Source organism: Isoptericola maris (assembly GCF_048065335.1).
GTDB classification, from domain to species: Bacteria; Actinomycetota; Actinomycetes; order Actinomycetales; family Cellulomonadaceae; genus Isoptericola; species Isoptericola rhizosphaerae.
Window position 1 is genome coordinate 113,751 of record NZ_JBLUNY010000006.1, and the last position, 15,693, is coordinate 129,443.

The window sequence follows — 15,693 nt, forward strand, 5'->3', positions numbered from 1 at the left end:
TCAGCGCGCCATCGGCGCGATGGTCACGGACCGCTACGACGACAGTCCGCGGTCGACGCGAATGAGGTGAATCCGTACGTGTCTTCTCCTGCCGCACCTCCCGGCGCTCCGGCACTGGTCAGCGTGGTCGTCGCGACCAATCGGGGTGGCCCGTTCCTGAGGGAGGCGCTCGACTCGGTAGCCGCCCAGACGTATCCCCGGATCGAGGTCGTCCTGGTCGACGACGGCTCCGAGGACCCTGAGGCGATCCTCCGGATCGCCTCGGCATGCGGCGGGATCCACGTCGTGCACCAGCTGGCGGGCGGGGTGTCCGTGGCCCGCAACGTCGGGGTGTCGCACACCCGCGGCGAGCTGCTGGTCTTCCTCGACGACGACGATCGGTGGCACCCTGAGCGCATCGAGCGGCAGGTCGCGGCGATGGCGGACGACGAGACGGTCGCGAGCTACTGCGGGATGCGGACCGTCGACGAGGACGGTAGCGAGCTGGTCCCGGCCGATCAGCACCAGGTCCGCGACGTGCACGAGGTGCTCCGCCGGACCATGGGCATCATCCTGCCGAACCTCATGACGCGCCGGGAGACGTTCATCCGGATCGGTGGATTCCACCCGGCGTTCCGACGCGCCCAGGACCTGGACCTCGTGATCCGGCTCGCCCTCGAGGGGCCGTTCCGCTTCGTCGACGCCACACTGGTCGACTATCGCCGGCATGCCGACAACAACACCCGCCGGTACCGCGAGCTGTGCCGCAGCATCGACCACGTCGTGTCGCTGCACGCGTGGGCCGCCCGCGAACGGGGACGGGAAGACCTCGCCGCGGACTACCGCGCGAGCCTCGCGCGCAACCGCCGGTATGCGGCCTGGCGAGCCACGGCGTCCGCTCGGGACGGCCTCCGCGACGGCCACCCGGTGCGCGCTCTCGGGGACCTGTGGTGGCTCGCCCGGTTCGCGCCCGGCGCACCGGTCGACTGGACCCGCGAGCGGTGGCGTCGTGCCCGGTCACAGGCGCCCGGCAGAGAGGCGGAGGGACAGCGCCCGCGCGGCGCGGTCGTGCCCGGCTCCGGGGAGCAGGTGGCACGATGACTTCGATCGGGATCGGCTTGCTCGGAGCGTTCGGCATCGGCAACCGCGGCAACGACGTCACGCTCGACGCGTTCGTGGACGGACTGGAAGGGGCGCTCGCCGAGGTACGGGCCGACGCCGGCGAGCCCCCGGTCCACGCCGTCGCTGTCGTCCCGGCGCCCGAGTCGGTGGCACGGCCCGGGATCGAGACGGTGGCTTGGACGCGGCCGCGCACCAGCCGGTCTCGGGCGGCCCGTCTACGCGCCAGGTTCGCCGACCTGGCCTGGGCCTGGCGGGTGGTCGGCGACCTCGATGCCGTCGTCCTCGCCGGAGGCGGCCTCCTCGAGGTGACGCGCCTCCGGGCCGCGACGACGGCCTGGACCGTGACGACGTACACGTGGTGCGCACGTCTGCGCCGCCGTCCCGTGATCTTCTGGTCCATCGGTGCGGACGACCTACCGCGCGGTCCCGCACGGCTGCTGGTGCGTGCGGCTCTTCGGGGCGCTACGACCATCACGGTGCGCGACGCGCACTCCGTGCGCGCCGTCGAGGCTCTCGGTGCGCCGACACCGTCCGAGGTGCTCGACGTGGTTCTGTCGCTGCCCGTGCGCGACCGCACGCCCGACGGCGGTGCCCGCCCGTCCGTCGCCGTGGGGGTCTTCAACGCACGCGGCGCGACAGCGGCGGACGGCAGCGCGCTCGACGCGGACCGCTACGAGTCCGAGCTCGTCCGGACCGTCTGCGGACTCGTCGGGGGCGGCCGAGACGTCGTCCTGTTCGGCGGAGCCGCGATCGACGCCGACGTCATCGAAACGATCGTCACTCGCTGCCAGGTCGAGCTCGGGCACCAGGCATCGCACCTGCGCACCGCTGCCTATGACGACTACGACACGATGCGGGACACCGTGGCGACGACCGACCTCGCCGTGGTCTCCCGCTATCACGGCACCGTCGCCGCCCTGACCTCCGGCATCCCCACCGTCAGCCTCGGCTACGGCCCGAAGAACCGCGACCTCATGGCGCGGTTCGGGCAGGTTCGGTACTGCGCCGACCTGCCCGTCGCCCGCGCGCAAGACGTCCACGAGTTGGTCGACCAGCTCGAGAGCCGGGCGACCACGGAGGCCGCCGCCATCCGGGAGGTCGCCGAGACGTTGCGAGAACGCGCACTTGCCGAGTTCCGCGAGCTGGCCGGGTTGCTGCCAGCCGCCGGGCGCCCGGTGGATCGGATCCGGTCATGAGGAGCACCACCCCTGCCGTCACCGTCGGCATGCCGGTCTACAACGCGAGCCGGTACCTGGAGCAGAGTCTGGCCGCGCTGCGCGACCAGGAGCTCGAGAACATCGAGGTGGTCGTGGCGGACAACGGCTCGACCGACGGCACCCGAGACATCGCCGCCGCGTTCGCCGCTGCGGACGACCGCTTCCGGCTCGTCACTGGCGAGCGCAACATCGGGATGCCGCGCAACTACAACCGGGTCCTGGGTGCCGCGCGCTCCGACCTGTTCATGTGGAACGCCTCCGACGACCGGGTGCGCCCCGGGCACCTGCGCGCCTGTGTCGAGGCCCTGGGCCGTCACCCGAGAGCTGACGTTGCCTTCTCCAAAGTCGTCTACATCGACGCCGACAGCCAGGTCAGCGGCCGCATGGACGACGACGAGCTCGACTTCCTCACGCCGGGACCGGCCGAGCGCGCCCGGACGTTCCTCACCCGCGACGTCTACCAGGCGATCGGGTACGGGGCCGTGATGCGCACCGGGTTCATCCGGGGCATCGGCGGCATGCCGGTCTACTTCAGCAGCGACGTGGCCCTGGGGATCCGGATGGCTCTGCGGTCACGGTGGGTCCAGGTCGACGAACAGCTCTACGAGGCCCGTCGGCACGAGGCACAGAGCAACAAGCTGCGCACCGCCGACATCGCGGACCAGTCCCGCATCATCGATCCCGACCACCCACGACGCTATGGACTCCCCGAGTGGTACCTCACGTACCGCATGGCCGTGGAGGCCCTCGGCGCTCCCGTCCCCGTCCCCGAGCGTTTCCGAGCGTTGGGCGCGGTGGCCTCCGGCTGGACAATCCCGAACTGGCGCCTCTTGCCGTTCGACGTCAAGCGAAACCTTGTCCGGCTGACGAAGGGTCGCTACGTCGGCACCCATGAGGTCCACGTCTGACGGTCCCGGGAGCCGGCCCCAACCGTCGAAACGGCGCCCCGACAGACCTTGTCAGGCCGACGCCGTCAGGTCCAGCACGACCTTGCGGGCGACGAAGGCCTCGGCGTACCGCGACCGGCACTCGACGCCGCGCAGGCGCATGAGCCCGAGGAAGGTCTCGTGATCCCACCAGTCCCGGTCGCGCTGGGACGGGTAGACCTCGTCGAGCAGCTCGACCTTGCGGTGGGCGTTCGCGGTGCCGACCGGCACGTAGTGGGTGGCGCGTCCCAGGTCGCCGTCCCACTTGGGGATCTCGTACTCCAGGACGAGCACGTCGCGCCAGACCTGGGTGACCGTCTCTGCCAGGAGCGCGTGGTCCTGGTGCAGGTCTTCTCGGCGGGGGCAGAGGACCAGGTCGGGGAGAGCCACGTCCTCGCGGACGCCGACCAGGCCCTCCTTGAGCTCCGCCCAGCGGGCCGGGAGGCTGCCGTCGTCGAGGCCCAGGAAGTGGATGTCCGCACCGGGGAAGAACTTTCCGGCTGCGACACGCGCCTCGTCGCGGCGGCCGGGCGTCCCCGAAGCCACCACGACCGTCACCGTGACGTCGGGACGCGAGGCGAGCTCGAGCAGGGTCCCTCCGCAGCCGATCTCGACGTCGTCGGGATGCGCGCCCAGGGCAAGGACCGACAGCGGGCCGGCGGCTACCGGTGTCAGCCCGATCATGCGCCGACCTCCTCGGGATGGCGTCGGCTCCAGATCTCCCACGGTGCCTCGCCGCGCTGGTGGAGCGACTCCAGGGTGGCCCTCTCCTTGAGCGTGTCCATCGGCGCCCAGAAGCCGTCGTGCCGCCAGGCGAGGAAACGGCCGTCGGCGGCGGCCCGGGGCAACGCGTCCCCGACGAGGTCCTCGCCCCGGCCGAGGTAGTCGAAGATGCCCTGCGTCAGGACGAAGTAGCCGCCGTTGATCCGCAGGTCCAGGTCCGTGGCAGACCGCACCCCGACCACCCGGTCGTCTGCGAGCGCGACGGTGTGGAACGAGTCGGGCGGGCAGACGGCCACCAGCGTGCCGACGGCTCCGTCCGCACGGACCTGTTCGACCATGCGGTCGAGCGGAACGTCCGTGAGGACGTCCCCGTAGTTGGCGAAGAACAGCTCGTCGTCGCCGAGGTGCTCGCGGACCCGCCGGAGCCGCTCGCCGATGGGCGTCTCGAGTCCCGTGTCGACGAACGTGATAGTCCAGTCCGCGATATCGGTGCCGAGCAGCTCGACCGACCGTCCTCCGTCGTGCAGGACGAAGTCGTTGGAGTGGGTCTCCTGATAGTTCAGGAAGTAGTCCTTGATGGCTCGGGCGCCGAAACCGAGGCAGAGGATGAACTCCTTGTGCCCGTAGGCGGCGTAGTAGCGCATCATGTGCCACAGGACCGGCCGGTCCCCGACGGTGAACATGGGCTTGGGCACCGGGTCCTCGGAGGCTCGGATGCGCATCCCCAGCCCACCGCAGAACAGGACGACCTTCATCGCGCTCCCTCTCGTCGTTCGACGGCGGCCCTCGCCGCCGGGTCCTTCTCGATGGGGTACGGATCGAGCACCACCCATCGACCGCCACGCTCCTCCACCTCCGGGCAGGTCTGGCGGACCTCGTCCAACAGCTCGGGGACGAACAGGACGACGCGGTCCGGCTGGAGCTCCGGGAGGGCCTCGGGGGCCACCACCGGTACGCGGCCGACCGGCAGGCACCGGCCCTGCTTGCCGGGCGCGGCATCGGCGACGGCGAGCAGCTCCCGGGTGCCCGTGCCGGACATCGTCAGTATCACCGGGGTCCGGGAAGCGGCGGAGTAGCCGGCGACCCGTAGGCCCACGGCGTCGCAGCGGGCGAGGTAGTCGCCCAGAGCGGCCGCGGCGCGGCCGGCGATGTCGCCGAGCGACCGCAGCGCCGCTGCGTCCAGCACACCGAGAGCGCGTTCCTGCCGTTCCAGCTGCGCGGCCGAACCGGCCGCACCACGAGATCCACGGTCCGACCCCGGCCTGGCGAGCACGAGCACCCCCGTCCCGCCCTGCAGCTCCGTCTCCCAGGCGCCGACCGGCACGAGGCCCGAGCGGTCCGCCATCGCGAGGAGCACCGGTGCGCTGAAGTAGCCGTAGTGTCCCGGCCGCAACGTGTGCCAGGACCCGGTCCGGAGGTCTCCTGCCAGGGAGTGGTACTGGACCACCAGGACAGATCCTGTCCCAAGACCACGTACCCGACGGTCCCACGCTGCCGCGACGTCAGCATCGTGCATGAGCCCGAACACGTCCAGCACGACGTCGGCGGGCTCGCCGTCGTCCTCCGACCAGGGGCTCGCGCCGGCGGCACGGAGCATCGGTCCCCAGTCCCCGCCGTGGGGGCTCGGAAACTGACGATACGTCGAGCCGGGCCTCAGCAGGCCCTCGGAGGCGAGTCTCGCCACGACCCGTCGTCCCTGCGCCACCATCGCCGAGGGTTCGACGCCGGGTTCTTCCACCGGCGGCCGACCGTCCTCCTCGAGCTGCGCGAGTCCGCACGTGGCGCAGAGGATCATGCGCAGCGGCTCCGTCGGGTCCGGGAGTGCATCGCCGGGACGGGGCAGCAGACCGGCGGGGGGCTGGTCGCCCAGGTCCAGCACGACGTCGCCGGCAGAGCCGCCGCACCAGCGACAGTGCCAGGCCGGGGCAGGAGGCCGCGTCACGTCACGTTCCGGGTTCGAAGATCTCGAGCCGGGGCAGCGCGACCACGAGCCTCGCCCCCCAGTCGGCCACGTCCGTGAGCTGAGCCGAGATCTCGCGGCGCAGGTTCCAGGGCATCACCACGACGTAGTCGGGCCTGGCCTCGTACAACGCCTCGACGGGGTAGATCGGGATGTGTGTTCCCGGCAGGAACATGCCGTGCTTGTGGGGGCTGCGGTCCACGGCGAACTCGATCAGGTCGGAACGGATGCCGCAGTGGTTCAACAGCGTGTTGCCCTTGCCCGGGGCACCATAGGCGACCACGCGCTTGCCCTCGCGGGAAGCTCGGACGAGAAACTCGACGACATCGTTGCGCACCCTCGCGACCTGGGTCGCGAATCCCCGATGACCGGCGAGCGTGTCGAGCCCTGCCGCAGCCTCGTCGGAGAGGACCGCCGCGACCGCTGGGCTCGGTCCGGGTGCGTTCTCCGTCGGAACCGACCACGTGCGCAAGGACCCCCCATGAGACTCCATCTCCTCGACGTCGACGACGGTCAGCCCGGCCGCGGCGAGCACACGCTGCGTGGTCAGCAGGGACAGGTAGGAGTAGTGCTCGTGGTAGATCGTGTCGTACTCGTTGCCCTCGATGAGGCGGAGCAGGTGCGGGATCTCGATGCTCACCCGACCGTCGTCGGCGACGATCTCGCGTAGACCTCGAGCGAAGTCGACGATGTCCGGCACGTGCGCGAACACGTTGTTGGCGACGACGAGGTCGGCACGTCCGTGCTCGGCAGCCACGCGCCGCCCGGTGTCCTCACCCAGGAACTCCACGACGGTCGGCACGCCTCGCTCGACGGCCACGCGCGCCACGTTCGCGGCAGGTTCCACGCCGAGGCATCGAATCCCTCGCTCCACCACGTGTTGCAGGAGATACCCGTCGTTGCTCGCGATCTCGACGACGAACGAGTCGTCGCCGAGACCCAGCCGGCTCGCGGCGTCGTCCACGAACTTGCGCGCGTGCGCGACCCAGGAGTCGGAGTAGGAGGAGAAGTACGCGTAGTCGCTGAAGATCTCGTCCGCCGTGAGGTAGGCGGGCAGCTGGACGAGCAAGCACTCGGCGCAGACCCGGACGTGCAGCGGGTAGAAGGTCTCGCCGTGGTCAAGCTGGTCGGACCGCAAATAGCTCTCACACGGCGGCGACATCCCGAGGTCGACGAACGTGCGGGTCAGCTCCGCCCCGCAGAGCCGGCACGACGGGGCGCTCACGCCGCCACCCGGGTCCGCAACGTCGTCAGGTCGAGCCGGCCGGCGTCCGCGAGCGCCTGCACCGCCCGCAGGCGGACGTACCGCGGGCCCTCGAAGTCCTCGAGAGTCAGCCCGCGCTCCCCGGCGTGGGTCCAGATCTCCTGGATGCCGTCCGGAACGGTCCAGCGTGGCCGGAACGCCGGCAGGAGCTCGCCGATCTTGGCGAAGTCGACCTGGTAGTCGCGGGTGTCGGGTCCGGCCCCGTCGGCGAACGTCACGGGTGCTCCGGTGATCTCGCTGACCTGCTCGGCGATGGTGCGGATCTGCACGACGTCCTCGTCGCGGCCGACGTTGAACGCCTCGTCGTGCACCACCTCGCGTGGTGCCTCCAGGGCTGCGAGGAAAGCGTGCGCGATGTCGTCGGCGTGCACGAGCGGCCGCCACGGGCTGCCGTCGGACTGCAGCCGGACCTCGCCGCGGGTGAACGCGGTGCCGGTGAGGTTGTTGACGACGATGTCCGCCCGCAGCCGGGGGGAGGATCCGTAGGCCGTGGCGTTGCGCAGGTAGGTCGGGGAGAACGCGTCGTCGGCGAGCGCGGAGATGCCCTGCTCGGCCATGACCTTCGACTCCCCGTACGGGGTGACAGGGTTGAAAGCGCCGTCCTCGGCCACCTTGCCGTCCCCGGCCGCCCCGTAGAGCGAGCACGAGGAGGAGAACAGGAACCGCTCGACGCCGGCCGCCTTGGCCCTCTGCGCCATATGGATCGCGCCGCGCGCGTTGACGTCGTAGGTGGCCTCCGGGTGCAGGTGCCCGATCGGGTCGTTCGAGATCGCCGCAAGGTGCACGACGGCGTCGAACCCGGCGAGGTCCGCGGCGACGACGTCGCGGACGTCCCCGGTGCGCTGCTCGTACCCGCCGGGCTGCGGGCCGAAGTCGCAGCCGTCGTACCACCCGGCGTCGAGTCCGACGACGTCATGGCCCGCGGCCTGCAGGACGGGGACGAGCACCGCACCGAGGTAGCCCCGGTCGCCGTCGACGAGTACGCGCATGACACCTCTTCGATCCGTCGGGCCGCGGCCCGCACCGCTCGCGGCGTACCGCACGCACGGCCACCGCCTCTCGTCGTCGAACCTACTGCCGCCGTCGTCGGCACGACAGGCGCAGGGCGGGTGGAATGCCGGGTGAAAGTCGCCCCACCGGCTCGGTTCCGGGCCTCGACCGGTGGAGGATTGCGGCATGAAGGTCCTGCGTATCTCCCACAGCGCGGTCGTCGCGTCATGGCGGGCGCGCGAGGAGGCGCTGCGTGCCACCGGGGCGACCGTCCGGCTGCTGTGCGCTCGCACCTGGGACGTGGGCGGCACGCCCGTCGGCCTCGCGGCGCGGCCCGGCGAGGACGTGGTCGGTGCCCGGACGATCGGCCGCCACCCCGCCCTGTTCCTCTACGCCCCCCGGCCGCTCTGGCGCGCGCTGGGCGAGGGCTGGGACGTGCTCGACCTGCACGAGGAACCCTTCGCCCTCGCAACGGCGGAGGTACTCGCCCTGCGCGCGCTGCGCCGTCTGACCGGCCGCACCGTGCCGCCGTACGTGCTCTACTCCGCGCAGAACATCCCCAAGCGGTACCCGTGGCCGTTCCGGTGGTTCGAGGCCCGCGCGCTGCGCGGTGCCTCCGGGGTCTCGGTCTGCAACGAGGGTGCGCGGCACGTGCTGCGCGGCAAGGGCGCGCGGTGCCGGATCGAGACGGTGCCGCTGGGCGTGGACACCGGCGTCTTCCACCCGGGCACCTCCGGGGCCGGACGGCGGCCCGACGGCGGGTTCCACGCCGTCGTCGCCGGGCGCCTCGAGCCGCACAAGGGCGTCGACGTCGCGGTCCGCGCCGTGCTCGACGACGACACCCTGACCCTGATGATCGCCGGCGCCGGGTCGGCGGAGGCCGAGCTGCGTGCACTCGCCACACCGGCCGGCGAGCGGATCCGGTTCGTCGGTCCCCTTCCCGCGGAAGACCTGGCCGCGCTGTACCGCGAGGCGGACGCCCTCGTCGTCCCCTCGCGCGCCACCCCGTCGTGGGTGGAGCAGTTCGGCCGCGTCGCGGTCGAGGCGATGGCCTGCGGCACGCCCGTGGTGGCGGCTGCGACCGGCGCGCTCCCCGACGTCGTCGGCGGTGCCGGCCTGCTCGTGCCGCCGGACGACCCGGCGGCGCTGCGGGCCGCCTTGCACCGCGTGCGGGACGAGCCGGGCCTGGCCGGGCGGCTACGCGTCACCGGGCTCGCCCGGGCGCGCGACTGCACCTGGCAGGCCGTGGCGGACCGGTACCGCGAGCTGTACGCCGCAGCGCTGTCGCAGCCCGGTGCGCCCGCCGCCCGCGGGCCGGGCCGGCCGGCGCCCGAGGAACGTCCCGCGCGGGAACCCGCCGAGGTGGTCCTGGTGGCCTACGGGGCCCCGGAGCTGGTGCAGGCGGCACTCGAGCCGCTGGCCGGCAAGCACCCGGTGACCGTGGTCGACAACTCCTCCCTGCCCGCGGTCCGCGACATCGCCGAGCGGCTCGGAGCGCGCTACCTCGACCCGGGTCGTAACCTCGGCTTCGCTGCCGGGGTCAACGTCGCCCTGGCCGACAGGCAGGCGCCGGACACCGACGTCCTGCTGCTCAACCCGGACGCGGTGGTCAGCCCGGAGACGGTCGCCGCGCTGGCCGGCGTCCTGCGCGCAGAGCCCGACGTGGCGAGCGTCGGCCCCGTCCAGACCGACGGCGAGGGCGCCGCCGCACGGGTCTCCTGGCCGTTCCCCTCCCCGGTCAGGTCGTGGGCGGAGGCGCTCGGCCTGGCGCGACTCGTCGGCCCCGGTCGGCACGGGACGTTCGTCATCGGGTCCGTCCTGCTGCTGTCCCGCGACGCGCTCGCCGAGGTCGGCGGCCTCGACGAGCGGTTCTTCCTCTACGCCGAGGAGACCGACTGGGCCTACCGGGCCGCCCGCGCCGGGTGGCGGCACGTCGTGGCCGAGGAGGCCACGGCCCTGCACCTGGGCGGGGCGACCAGCACCGACCCCACCCTGCGCGAGTCGATCTTCCACACCTCGCAGGAGCGGTACTTCCGCAAGCACTTCGGCCCGCTCGGGTGGACGACGGCGCGGCTCGCCCAGGTGGCCGGGTCGGCGGCCCGCGCCCTGGTCCTGCGCGACGGACGGGGCGCCGCGGCCCGACGACGGCTGCGGCTCTACCTGCGCGGCCCCGCCACGACGTCGGACCGGGTGCGGACCCGGCAGGACGAGGGCGCATGAGGCGGACCGGGCGGGCCGCCGCGTGGTTCCTCGTCGCGCTCGGGCTCGCGGGAGTCCTGATCGTGCTCGGCGCCGCGTCGATCATCAACCGCGAGTATGCCGGGATCGCCGCGCTCGCCGTGCTCGTCTGCGGGCTCCTGCTGCACGACCCCCTGAGCGTCCCGGTGGTCGCGATGCCAGCCGTGGTCGTCGTCGAGCGGTTCGGCTCCGGGGGCGTCGACCTGACGATCTCCGACATCGTGCTGTTCGGCGCGTTCTGGATCGCCCTGGTCTTCGCGCCGCGGCCGTTCTCCCGGCCGATGCGCGCGATGCTCTGGCTGAACGCGCTGTACCAGGTCGCCACGCTGTTCACCGTGGTCGCCAACCCCTACCAGGCGAACACCGTCGAGTGGTTCCACGCCTGGCTGCTGATCAGCGGCGCCCTCGTGGTCGGCTGGGCGGTCGGGCGCAGCGGTCGCGCACGCCTCGGGATGGCGCTCTTCATGGGCGCCTGCGGGGTGCTCGCCGTCGCCACGGTGGTCACCTGGGGCAGACAGGTCGCTGCCGGGGACCTGGGCCCGGTCTATCCCACGTGGCCGTTCAACATGCACAAGAACTTTGCCGGCGACGTGATCTCGTTCGCCGCGGTGGTGGCCTACGCCCGACCGGCCTGGCTGGGCTGGCCGAAACGCTGGGCGCTCCCGCTGTTCTGGCTCTGCACGCTCGCGGTCGTCGCATCCCAGTCCCGGCAGGCGATGATCGGCCTGGCTGTGGCCCTTGTCATCCTCGTGCTCCGGCCGGAACCCGGCCGACGGCGTTCCAAGCTCATCCTGCTCGCCGTCGCGATCGCCGCCGTGTACGTCCTGACCCTCGTGAGCGATCAGCTGGAGTCCGACAACCAGCACAACTCCGCCTACCAACGGCTCACCTGGTACGAGCAGGCGCTGTCCGTCTGGAATCAGAATCCGGCGTTCGGGGTCGGCTTGCGGTGGTGGACGGCGGATCGTGCCGACTACGCCTTCCAGCCGCCCAACGCCGAGCTGGAGGTCCTCACGTCAGCCGGCACCGTGGGCCTCGTCGGGTTCCTGGTGATGTTCGCCGGGATGATCGTGGTCCTGTGGCGGGTCGACCGCCGCTACGGGTCCCTCGCGCTGGCGCTCGTCGTCTCGCGCCTCGTGCAGGCGCAGTTCGACCTGTTCTGGGTGGCGATCCAGACCTCGATCCCGTTCCTCGTCGCCGGAGTCTGCCTCGGCGTGCAAGCCCTCCACGCCGCGCAGCAGACGCCCACGCCGAGCCTCGAGAGCGTCCTGCGTCCAGACCCGGCGGTCCGGTGATGAGGATCCTGCACGCCATGGCCTCCGACGGCTTCGCCGGGGTCGAACGGCACGTGGCCCGGCTGGCCCGCGCCCAGCACGACGCCGGCCACACCGTCCACGTGCTGGGCGGGGCGCCCGGCCCCATGCTCGCCGAGCTGCGCCCCACCGGTTCGGGGCCGACGTACTCCCCCGCGACGACGACGGGGGCGCTCGTCCGTGCCCTGGTCCAGCACCGGCAGCTCGCCGACGTGCTGCACGTCCACATGACCGCCGCGGAGGTGGCGGCGACCGTGGCGTTCGCCGGACGCCCGCGGACCGCGATCCCCGTCGTCGTCAGCACCCGGCACTTCGCCCGCCGCCGCGGCCACGGGCTCACCGGCCCCCTGGTGACCCGCGTCGCCCGGCACCGGGTGGACCGGCAGCTCGCCGTCTCCCGCCACGTCGCCGCGCACGTGGACGGCGAGGCGACCGTGGTGCTGCCGGGCATCGACGACCGACCCGACCCTCCGCCGTCGGCCGCCCGCGACCGCACCGTGCTGGTGGCCCAGCGCCTGCAGCCCGAGAAGCGGACCGACCTCGCGCTGGAGGCGTTCGTCGCCTCGGGCGTGGCCGCGGCGGGATGGCGCCTCGACGTGGCCGGGGACGGCGCGTCGAGCGACGGGCTCGAGCGGCACGCGGCACGGCTCGGCCTGGAGCCCGGCACCCACGTCCGGTTCCTCGGCGCCCGCACCGACGTCGTCGACCTCATGCAGACCGCCGGGATCCTGCTGGCCCCGTGCCCGGTCGAGGGGCTCGGGCTGAGCGTCCTCGAGGCGATGGCCTCCCGGTTGCCGGTCGTCGCGTTCCCCGCCGGCGGGCACCTGGAGCTGCTCGACGGGGTGGCAGCCGTCTGCCTGCCCCCGTCCGGCGACGTCGCCGGGATGGCGCGGTCCCTGGCGGCGCTCGCGTCCGACGACGCGCTGCGGGACACCGTCGCCGACGCCGCGCTCGCCCGGCAACGGCAGCACTGCACGCCGGCCGCCCAGGTCGCGCGGACCACCGCCGTCTACGAGCAGGCGCTGCGGCACGCCCCGCTGACGGAGGTGCTCCCGTGACGTCCGGCCTCGTCGTGGTCTCCCTCGAACCCTGGGACGACGTCTGGCGCCGCAACCAGTACCTGGTGGCGGGGCTGCTGCGCGCCGACCCGGGGTTGCGCGTGCTGTTCGTCGAGCCGCCGTCCGACCCGCTGCACGATCTGCGCCACTCCCGCCAGCCCCGGTGGTCGCGCGGGACCCGCCCGGCCGCTCCGATCGACGGGGTGGCCCCTGGCCGGGTGCTCACCCTGCGCCCCACGAAGGCCCTCCCCCGGCGGGTCGACCCGGGCGGGGACCGCCGCCGGGCCACCGCGATCGTGCGCGCGGCACGCCGCCTGGGTCTCGAGTCCCCGACGCTGTGGATCAACGACCTCGTCGGCGTGGACCTGCTGGACCTCACCGACTGGCCCGCGCTCTACGACGTCACCGACGACTGGCTCGCCGCCGATCGTTCCCCGGCCGAGCACGACAGGCTCGTCGCGGCGGAGGCGCGCGTGCTGTCCGAGGCCGCCGTCGTGACCGTCTGCTCGCCGGCGCTCGCCCGGGCGAAGGGCGCGGACCGCCCGGTCACGCTGGTCTCGAACGGGGTCGACGTCGCCCGGTACGCGCGGCCGGTCGCGCGGCCCGCGGACCTCCCGGCCGGACCGTGCGCGGTGTACCTGGGGACGCTGCACGGCGACCGCCTCGACGTCGCCCTGTGCCGTCGCACGGCGGAGCACCTGGGTTCCGGCGCCACCCTGGTGCTGGTCGGGCCCTCCGCCCTGGCGGAAGACGACGAGGCGGTGCTGCGCCGGTCGGGAGTCGTGCTCCTCGGCGCCCGCCCGCACCGCGCTGTGCCCGCCTACCTGCAGCACGCCGACGCGCTGGTGGTACCGCACGTCGTCGACGCCTTCACCGACAGCCTCGACCCGATCAAGCTGTACGAGTACCGGGCCGTCGGGCGACCCGTCGTCTCGACACCCGTCGCCGGCTTCCGCGACAGCGACGACCCCCGCGTGACGTCGGTGGACGCCGCCGGGTTCCCGGCCGCGGTGGCCGCGGCGGTGCGGCGTCCGCTACCGGCCCGACCCGTGCCCGGGGACCTGCCGACCTGGTCGGCCCAGGCCGAGGCGATGGCTGCCGCACTCGCTACGGCGCGGGACAGCAGGGCGTCCTACTCCTCGGCCGACGGCGATACTTCCCGGAACGGGCGCCAGGCCGGCTTCGGCTGACCCGGCGCATGGCGCCGCGCGGCGCCCGGCTTCCGCGGGTCCGGCGGCACCGCGCCGGCCGGCGGGATCGTCACCGGCAGGGCAGGTTCGGACCGGTTCGGCGACGGCTCGGCCGCGGACGCCGCCGAGGCGACCGAGACCGCCGAGGCCGACGACGAGGCGCTCCGGCCGTCGGCGCCGACCCGACCGGGCGGGTCGGCGGGCGCTGCCGGACCGTCGTCGGCCGAGACCACGGCCCGCTGCTCCTCGTCGCCGTACACCGAGGCGTACTGGGTGCGGCGGTCGCCGCGGACCCCGGAGAGAGCGAGCCCAGAGATCGGGACGTCGTTGATCCGTAGCCGCTGGACGGCCTCCGCGAGGACGACCCGGTCCGTCCGCCCCGCCGAGGCCAGGATGACCACGCCGTCGGAGTAGCTGCCCAGGATCGTCGCATCGGCTGCCGCCAGGACCGGAGGAGCATCGACCACGACGACGTCAGCGCGCTGACGCAACGCTGCGACCAGCTCCTGCACCTCGGTGGTGGCGAGGTAGTCGGCCGGGTCCATGCCCGTGTCCGGGACCGGCTGCAGCTCCAGGTTCGGGACCGTCGTCGGGCGCAGCTCGTGCGCCGGCCCCGTCCAGCCCGCGGGAGCGGGCAGCCACTCGTCGAGCTGGGGCTGGCGCATGTCGGCCGAGAACGCGATGGTGCGCTGCCCGCTCAACGCCCACGACGCCGCGAGGTTCGCCGCGATGAAGGACCGCGGTGCCGCGGGGTCGGCCGCGGTGACCACGACCACACTGTGGTGGTCGGCGCCCAGCGACACGCGCGAGGCCGTGCGCAGCTCGCGGATCGACTCCGTGAACGGCGAGGCGGCCCGAGCCGTGATCGGCAGCTGCCGGATCGCCCCGGCGTGCTTGGCCGCCGCCTTGACCCCGTACAGCTCCGCGAGGACGTTGACCTCGCTGACCTCGACGGCCTCCTCCGCGGACCGCACGTGGAAGTCCAGGCCGCGGCGGGCAAAGGCCAGCCCGACACCCGCGACCAGACCCAGCAGCACCGCCAGCCCGAGGATGCTCGAGCGGGGCAGCCCGAGCGCCACGGCGGTGCCCGCCTCGGTGAGCATCGTGCCCGGTTCGCTGATCGACTCCAGCGTGCTGCGTTGTGCCGAGATGGCCTGGTACTGGGCGACGATGGACTCCTGCTCGGCCGTGGCCAGCGGGTCGTCCTCGTCCTGCCGGAGCTCCTTCTGCACGTCCTCGAGCTGGGAGCGCAGGGCGTCGCGTCGTTCGTCGAGAGCGGCGACCTGGTCGTCGATCAACGTCGGGAGATAGCCGATGTAGGCCGTCGCGAAGGCATCGGCGAGGTCCTGCGCCGCCTGCGGCGACCCGGCCTCAGCGGTCACCGACACGGTGCGCAGGTCCTGGTTGTAGACGGCCCCGACCGCCGGGGCCAAGGCCTCCGGGGGCCCGTCGAACCCGAGCTCGTCGGCCGCGGCCTGGGCGACCGGATCGGACGTGACGATCTGCGGATCGACGTCGCTCAGGGGCGGTATCGCGGTGTTCTCGCCCGTGACCGAGTCGACGCCGTTGATCTGGACGACGGCCGTGGACTCGTAGACGGGCTGCAGCCGGTCCAGGTAGACGTACGCCCCGCCCACCACGAGGAGGACGGCCACCAGGACGTAGTACTTGCCGGCCCAGACCACCTGCAGGAATTCTCGGACGGTCACCCGC

Annotated in this window: 13 protein-coding genes; 7 read left to right on the top strand and 6 right to left on the bottom strand. The window is 73.0% G+C overall.

Annotated elements, in window-relative coordinates; all coding sequences use genetic code 11:
* The first annotated feature begins 78 nt into the window (after positions 1 to 78).
* Genes ACH5HR_RS10730 through ACH5HR_RS10740 form a run of 3 tightly spaced genes read left to right on the top strand, consistent with a single transcriptional unit; the run spans position 79 to position 3,226 of the window.
* Positions 79 to 1,080: a glycosyltransferase family 2 protein gene (locus tag ACH5HR_RS10730; RefSeq protein ID WP_402374471.1), complete on the top strand. Its 1,002-nt coding sequence runs from the start codon at positions 79 to 81 to the stop codon at positions 1,078 to 1,080.
* Positions 1,077 to 2,297, top strand: coding sequence for a polysaccharide pyruvyl transferase family protein (locus ACH5HR_RS10735; RefSeq protein ID WP_416477792.1), 1,221 nt, complete (start codon positions 1,077 to 1,079; stop codon positions 2,295 to 2,297). The genes ACH5HR_RS10730 and ACH5HR_RS10735 overlap by 4 nt, the downstream gene beginning before the upstream one ends.
* Positions 2,294 to 3,226 carry a glycosyltransferase family 2 protein gene (locus tag ACH5HR_RS10740; RefSeq protein WP_402374467.1) on the top strand — a complete coding sequence of 311 codons (933 nt, stop codon included), beginning with the start codon at positions 2,294 to 2,296 and terminating at the stop codon, positions 3,224 to 3,226. Before ACH5HR_RS10735 ends, ACH5HR_RS10740 begins: the two co-directional genes overlap by 4 nt.
* Before the next feature lie 51 nt (positions 3,227 to 3,277).
* Here the strand turns inward: ACH5HR_RS10740 and ACH5HR_RS10745 are convergent, their stop codons facing one another.
* From ACH5HR_RS10745 to ACH5HR_RS10765, 5 genes are read right to left on the bottom strand one after another with little or no spacing between them, the layout of a single operon-like run.
* Positions 3,278 to 3,928, bottom strand: coding sequence for a PIG-L deacetylase family protein (locus ACH5HR_RS10745; protein WP_402374465.1), 651 nt, complete (start codon positions 3,926 to 3,928; stop codon positions 3,278 to 3,280).
* Complete coding sequence (locus ACH5HR_RS10750) at positions 3,925 to 4,722, bottom strand: glycosyltransferase family protein (protein ID WP_402374463.1); 798 nt, start codon at positions 4,720 to 4,722, stop codon at positions 3,925 to 3,927. The genes ACH5HR_RS10745 and ACH5HR_RS10750 overlap by 4 nt, the downstream gene beginning before the upstream one ends.
* Entirely contained in the window at positions 4,719 to 5,909 is a 1,191-nt protein-coding gene (locus ACH5HR_RS10755) for a class I SAM-dependent methyltransferase (protein WP_416477793.1), read from the bottom strand. The genes ACH5HR_RS10750 and ACH5HR_RS10755 overlap by 4 nt, the downstream gene beginning before the upstream one ends.
* A 1-nt stretch (position 5,910) precedes the next feature.
* On the bottom strand, positions 5,911 to 7,152 hold the full coding sequence (locus ACH5HR_RS10760) for a methyltransferase domain-containing protein (protein WP_402374459.1): 1,242 nt from the start codon (positions 7,150 to 7,152) through the stop codon (positions 5,911 to 5,913).
* Positions 7,149 to 8,180 (bottom strand): NAD-dependent epimerase/dehydratase family protein, encoded by a 1,032-nt coding sequence (locus ACH5HR_RS10765; protein WP_402374457.1) that lies wholly within the window; start codon positions 8,178 to 8,180, stop codon positions 7,149 to 7,151. Before ACH5HR_RS10765 ends, ACH5HR_RS10760 begins: the two co-directional genes overlap by 4 nt.
* 187 nt (positions 8,181 to 8,367) lie before the next feature.
* On the opposite strand from ACH5HR_RS10765, the gene ACH5HR_RS10770 reads away from it, so the two are divergent.
* From ACH5HR_RS10770 to ACH5HR_RS10785, 4 genes are read left to right on the top strand one after another with little or no spacing between them, the layout of a single operon-like run.
* Positions 8,368 to 10,401 carry a glycosyltransferase gene (locus ACH5HR_RS10770; RefSeq protein WP_416477794.1) on the top strand — a complete coding sequence of 678 codons (2,034 nt, stop codon included), beginning with the start codon at positions 8,368 to 8,370 and terminating at the stop codon, positions 10,399 to 10,401.
* Positions 10,398 to 11,714, top strand: coding sequence for an O-antigen ligase family protein (locus tag ACH5HR_RS10775; protein WP_402374453.1), 1,317 nt, complete (start codon positions 10,398 to 10,400; stop codon positions 11,712 to 11,714). The genes ACH5HR_RS10770 and ACH5HR_RS10775 overlap by 4 nt, the downstream gene beginning before the upstream one ends.
* Entirely contained in the window at positions 11,714 to 12,790 is a 1,077-nt protein-coding gene (locus ACH5HR_RS10780; protein ID WP_416477796.1) for a glycosyltransferase family 4 protein, read from the top strand. Before ACH5HR_RS10775 ends, ACH5HR_RS10780 begins: the two co-directional genes overlap by 1 nt.
* Entirely contained in the window at positions 12,787 to 13,980 is a 1,194-nt protein-coding gene (locus ACH5HR_RS10785; protein WP_416477798.1) for a glycosyltransferase, read from the top strand. Before ACH5HR_RS10780 ends, ACH5HR_RS10785 begins: the two co-directional genes overlap by 4 nt.
* Here the strand turns inward: ACH5HR_RS10785 and ACH5HR_RS10790 are convergent.
* Positions 13,923 to 15,689, bottom strand: coding sequence for a Wzz/FepE/Etk N-terminal domain-containing protein (locus ACH5HR_RS10790; RefSeq protein WP_416477799.1), 1,767 nt, complete (start codon positions 15,687 to 15,689; stop codon positions 13,923 to 13,925). The genes ACH5HR_RS10785 and ACH5HR_RS10790 overlap by 58 nt on opposite strands.
* Between the last annotated feature and the right edge of the window lie 4 nt (positions 15,690 to 15,693).

Bases quoted from the DNA above. Each gene is read 5' to 3' on its own strand.
- ACH5HR_RS10735 (WP_416477792.1), top strand. From the start codon at position 1,077: ATGACTTCGATCGGGATCGGCTTGCTCGGAGCGTTCGGCATCGGCAAC.
- ACH5HR_RS10740 (WP_402374467.1), top strand. From the start codon at position 2,294: ATGAGGAGCACCACCCCTGCCGTCACCGTCGGCATGCCGGTCTACAAC.
- ACH5HR_RS10745 (WP_402374465.1), bottom strand. From the start codon at position 3,928: ATGATCGGGCTGACACCGGTAGCCGCCGGCCCGCTGTCGGTCCTTGCC.
- ACH5HR_RS10750 (WP_402374463.1), bottom strand. From the start codon at position 4,722: ATGAAGGTCGTCCTGTTCTGCGGTGGGCTGGGGATGCGCATCCGAGCC.
- ACH5HR_RS10765 (WP_402374457.1), bottom strand. From the start codon at position 8,180: ATGCGCGTACTCGTCGACGGCGACCGGGGCTACCTCGGTGCGGTGCTC.
- ACH5HR_RS10770 (WP_416477794.1), top strand. From the start codon at position 8,368: ATGAAGGTCCTGCGTATCTCCCACAGCGCGGTCGTCGCGTCATGGCGG.
- ACH5HR_RS10775 (WP_402374453.1), top strand. From the start codon at position 10,398: ATGAGGCGGACCGGGCGGGCCGCCGCGTGGTTCCTCGTCGCGCTCGGG.
- ACH5HR_RS10780 (WP_416477796.1), top strand. From the start codon at position 11,714: ATGAGGATCCTGCACGCCATGGCCTCCGACGGCTTCGCCGGGGTCGAA.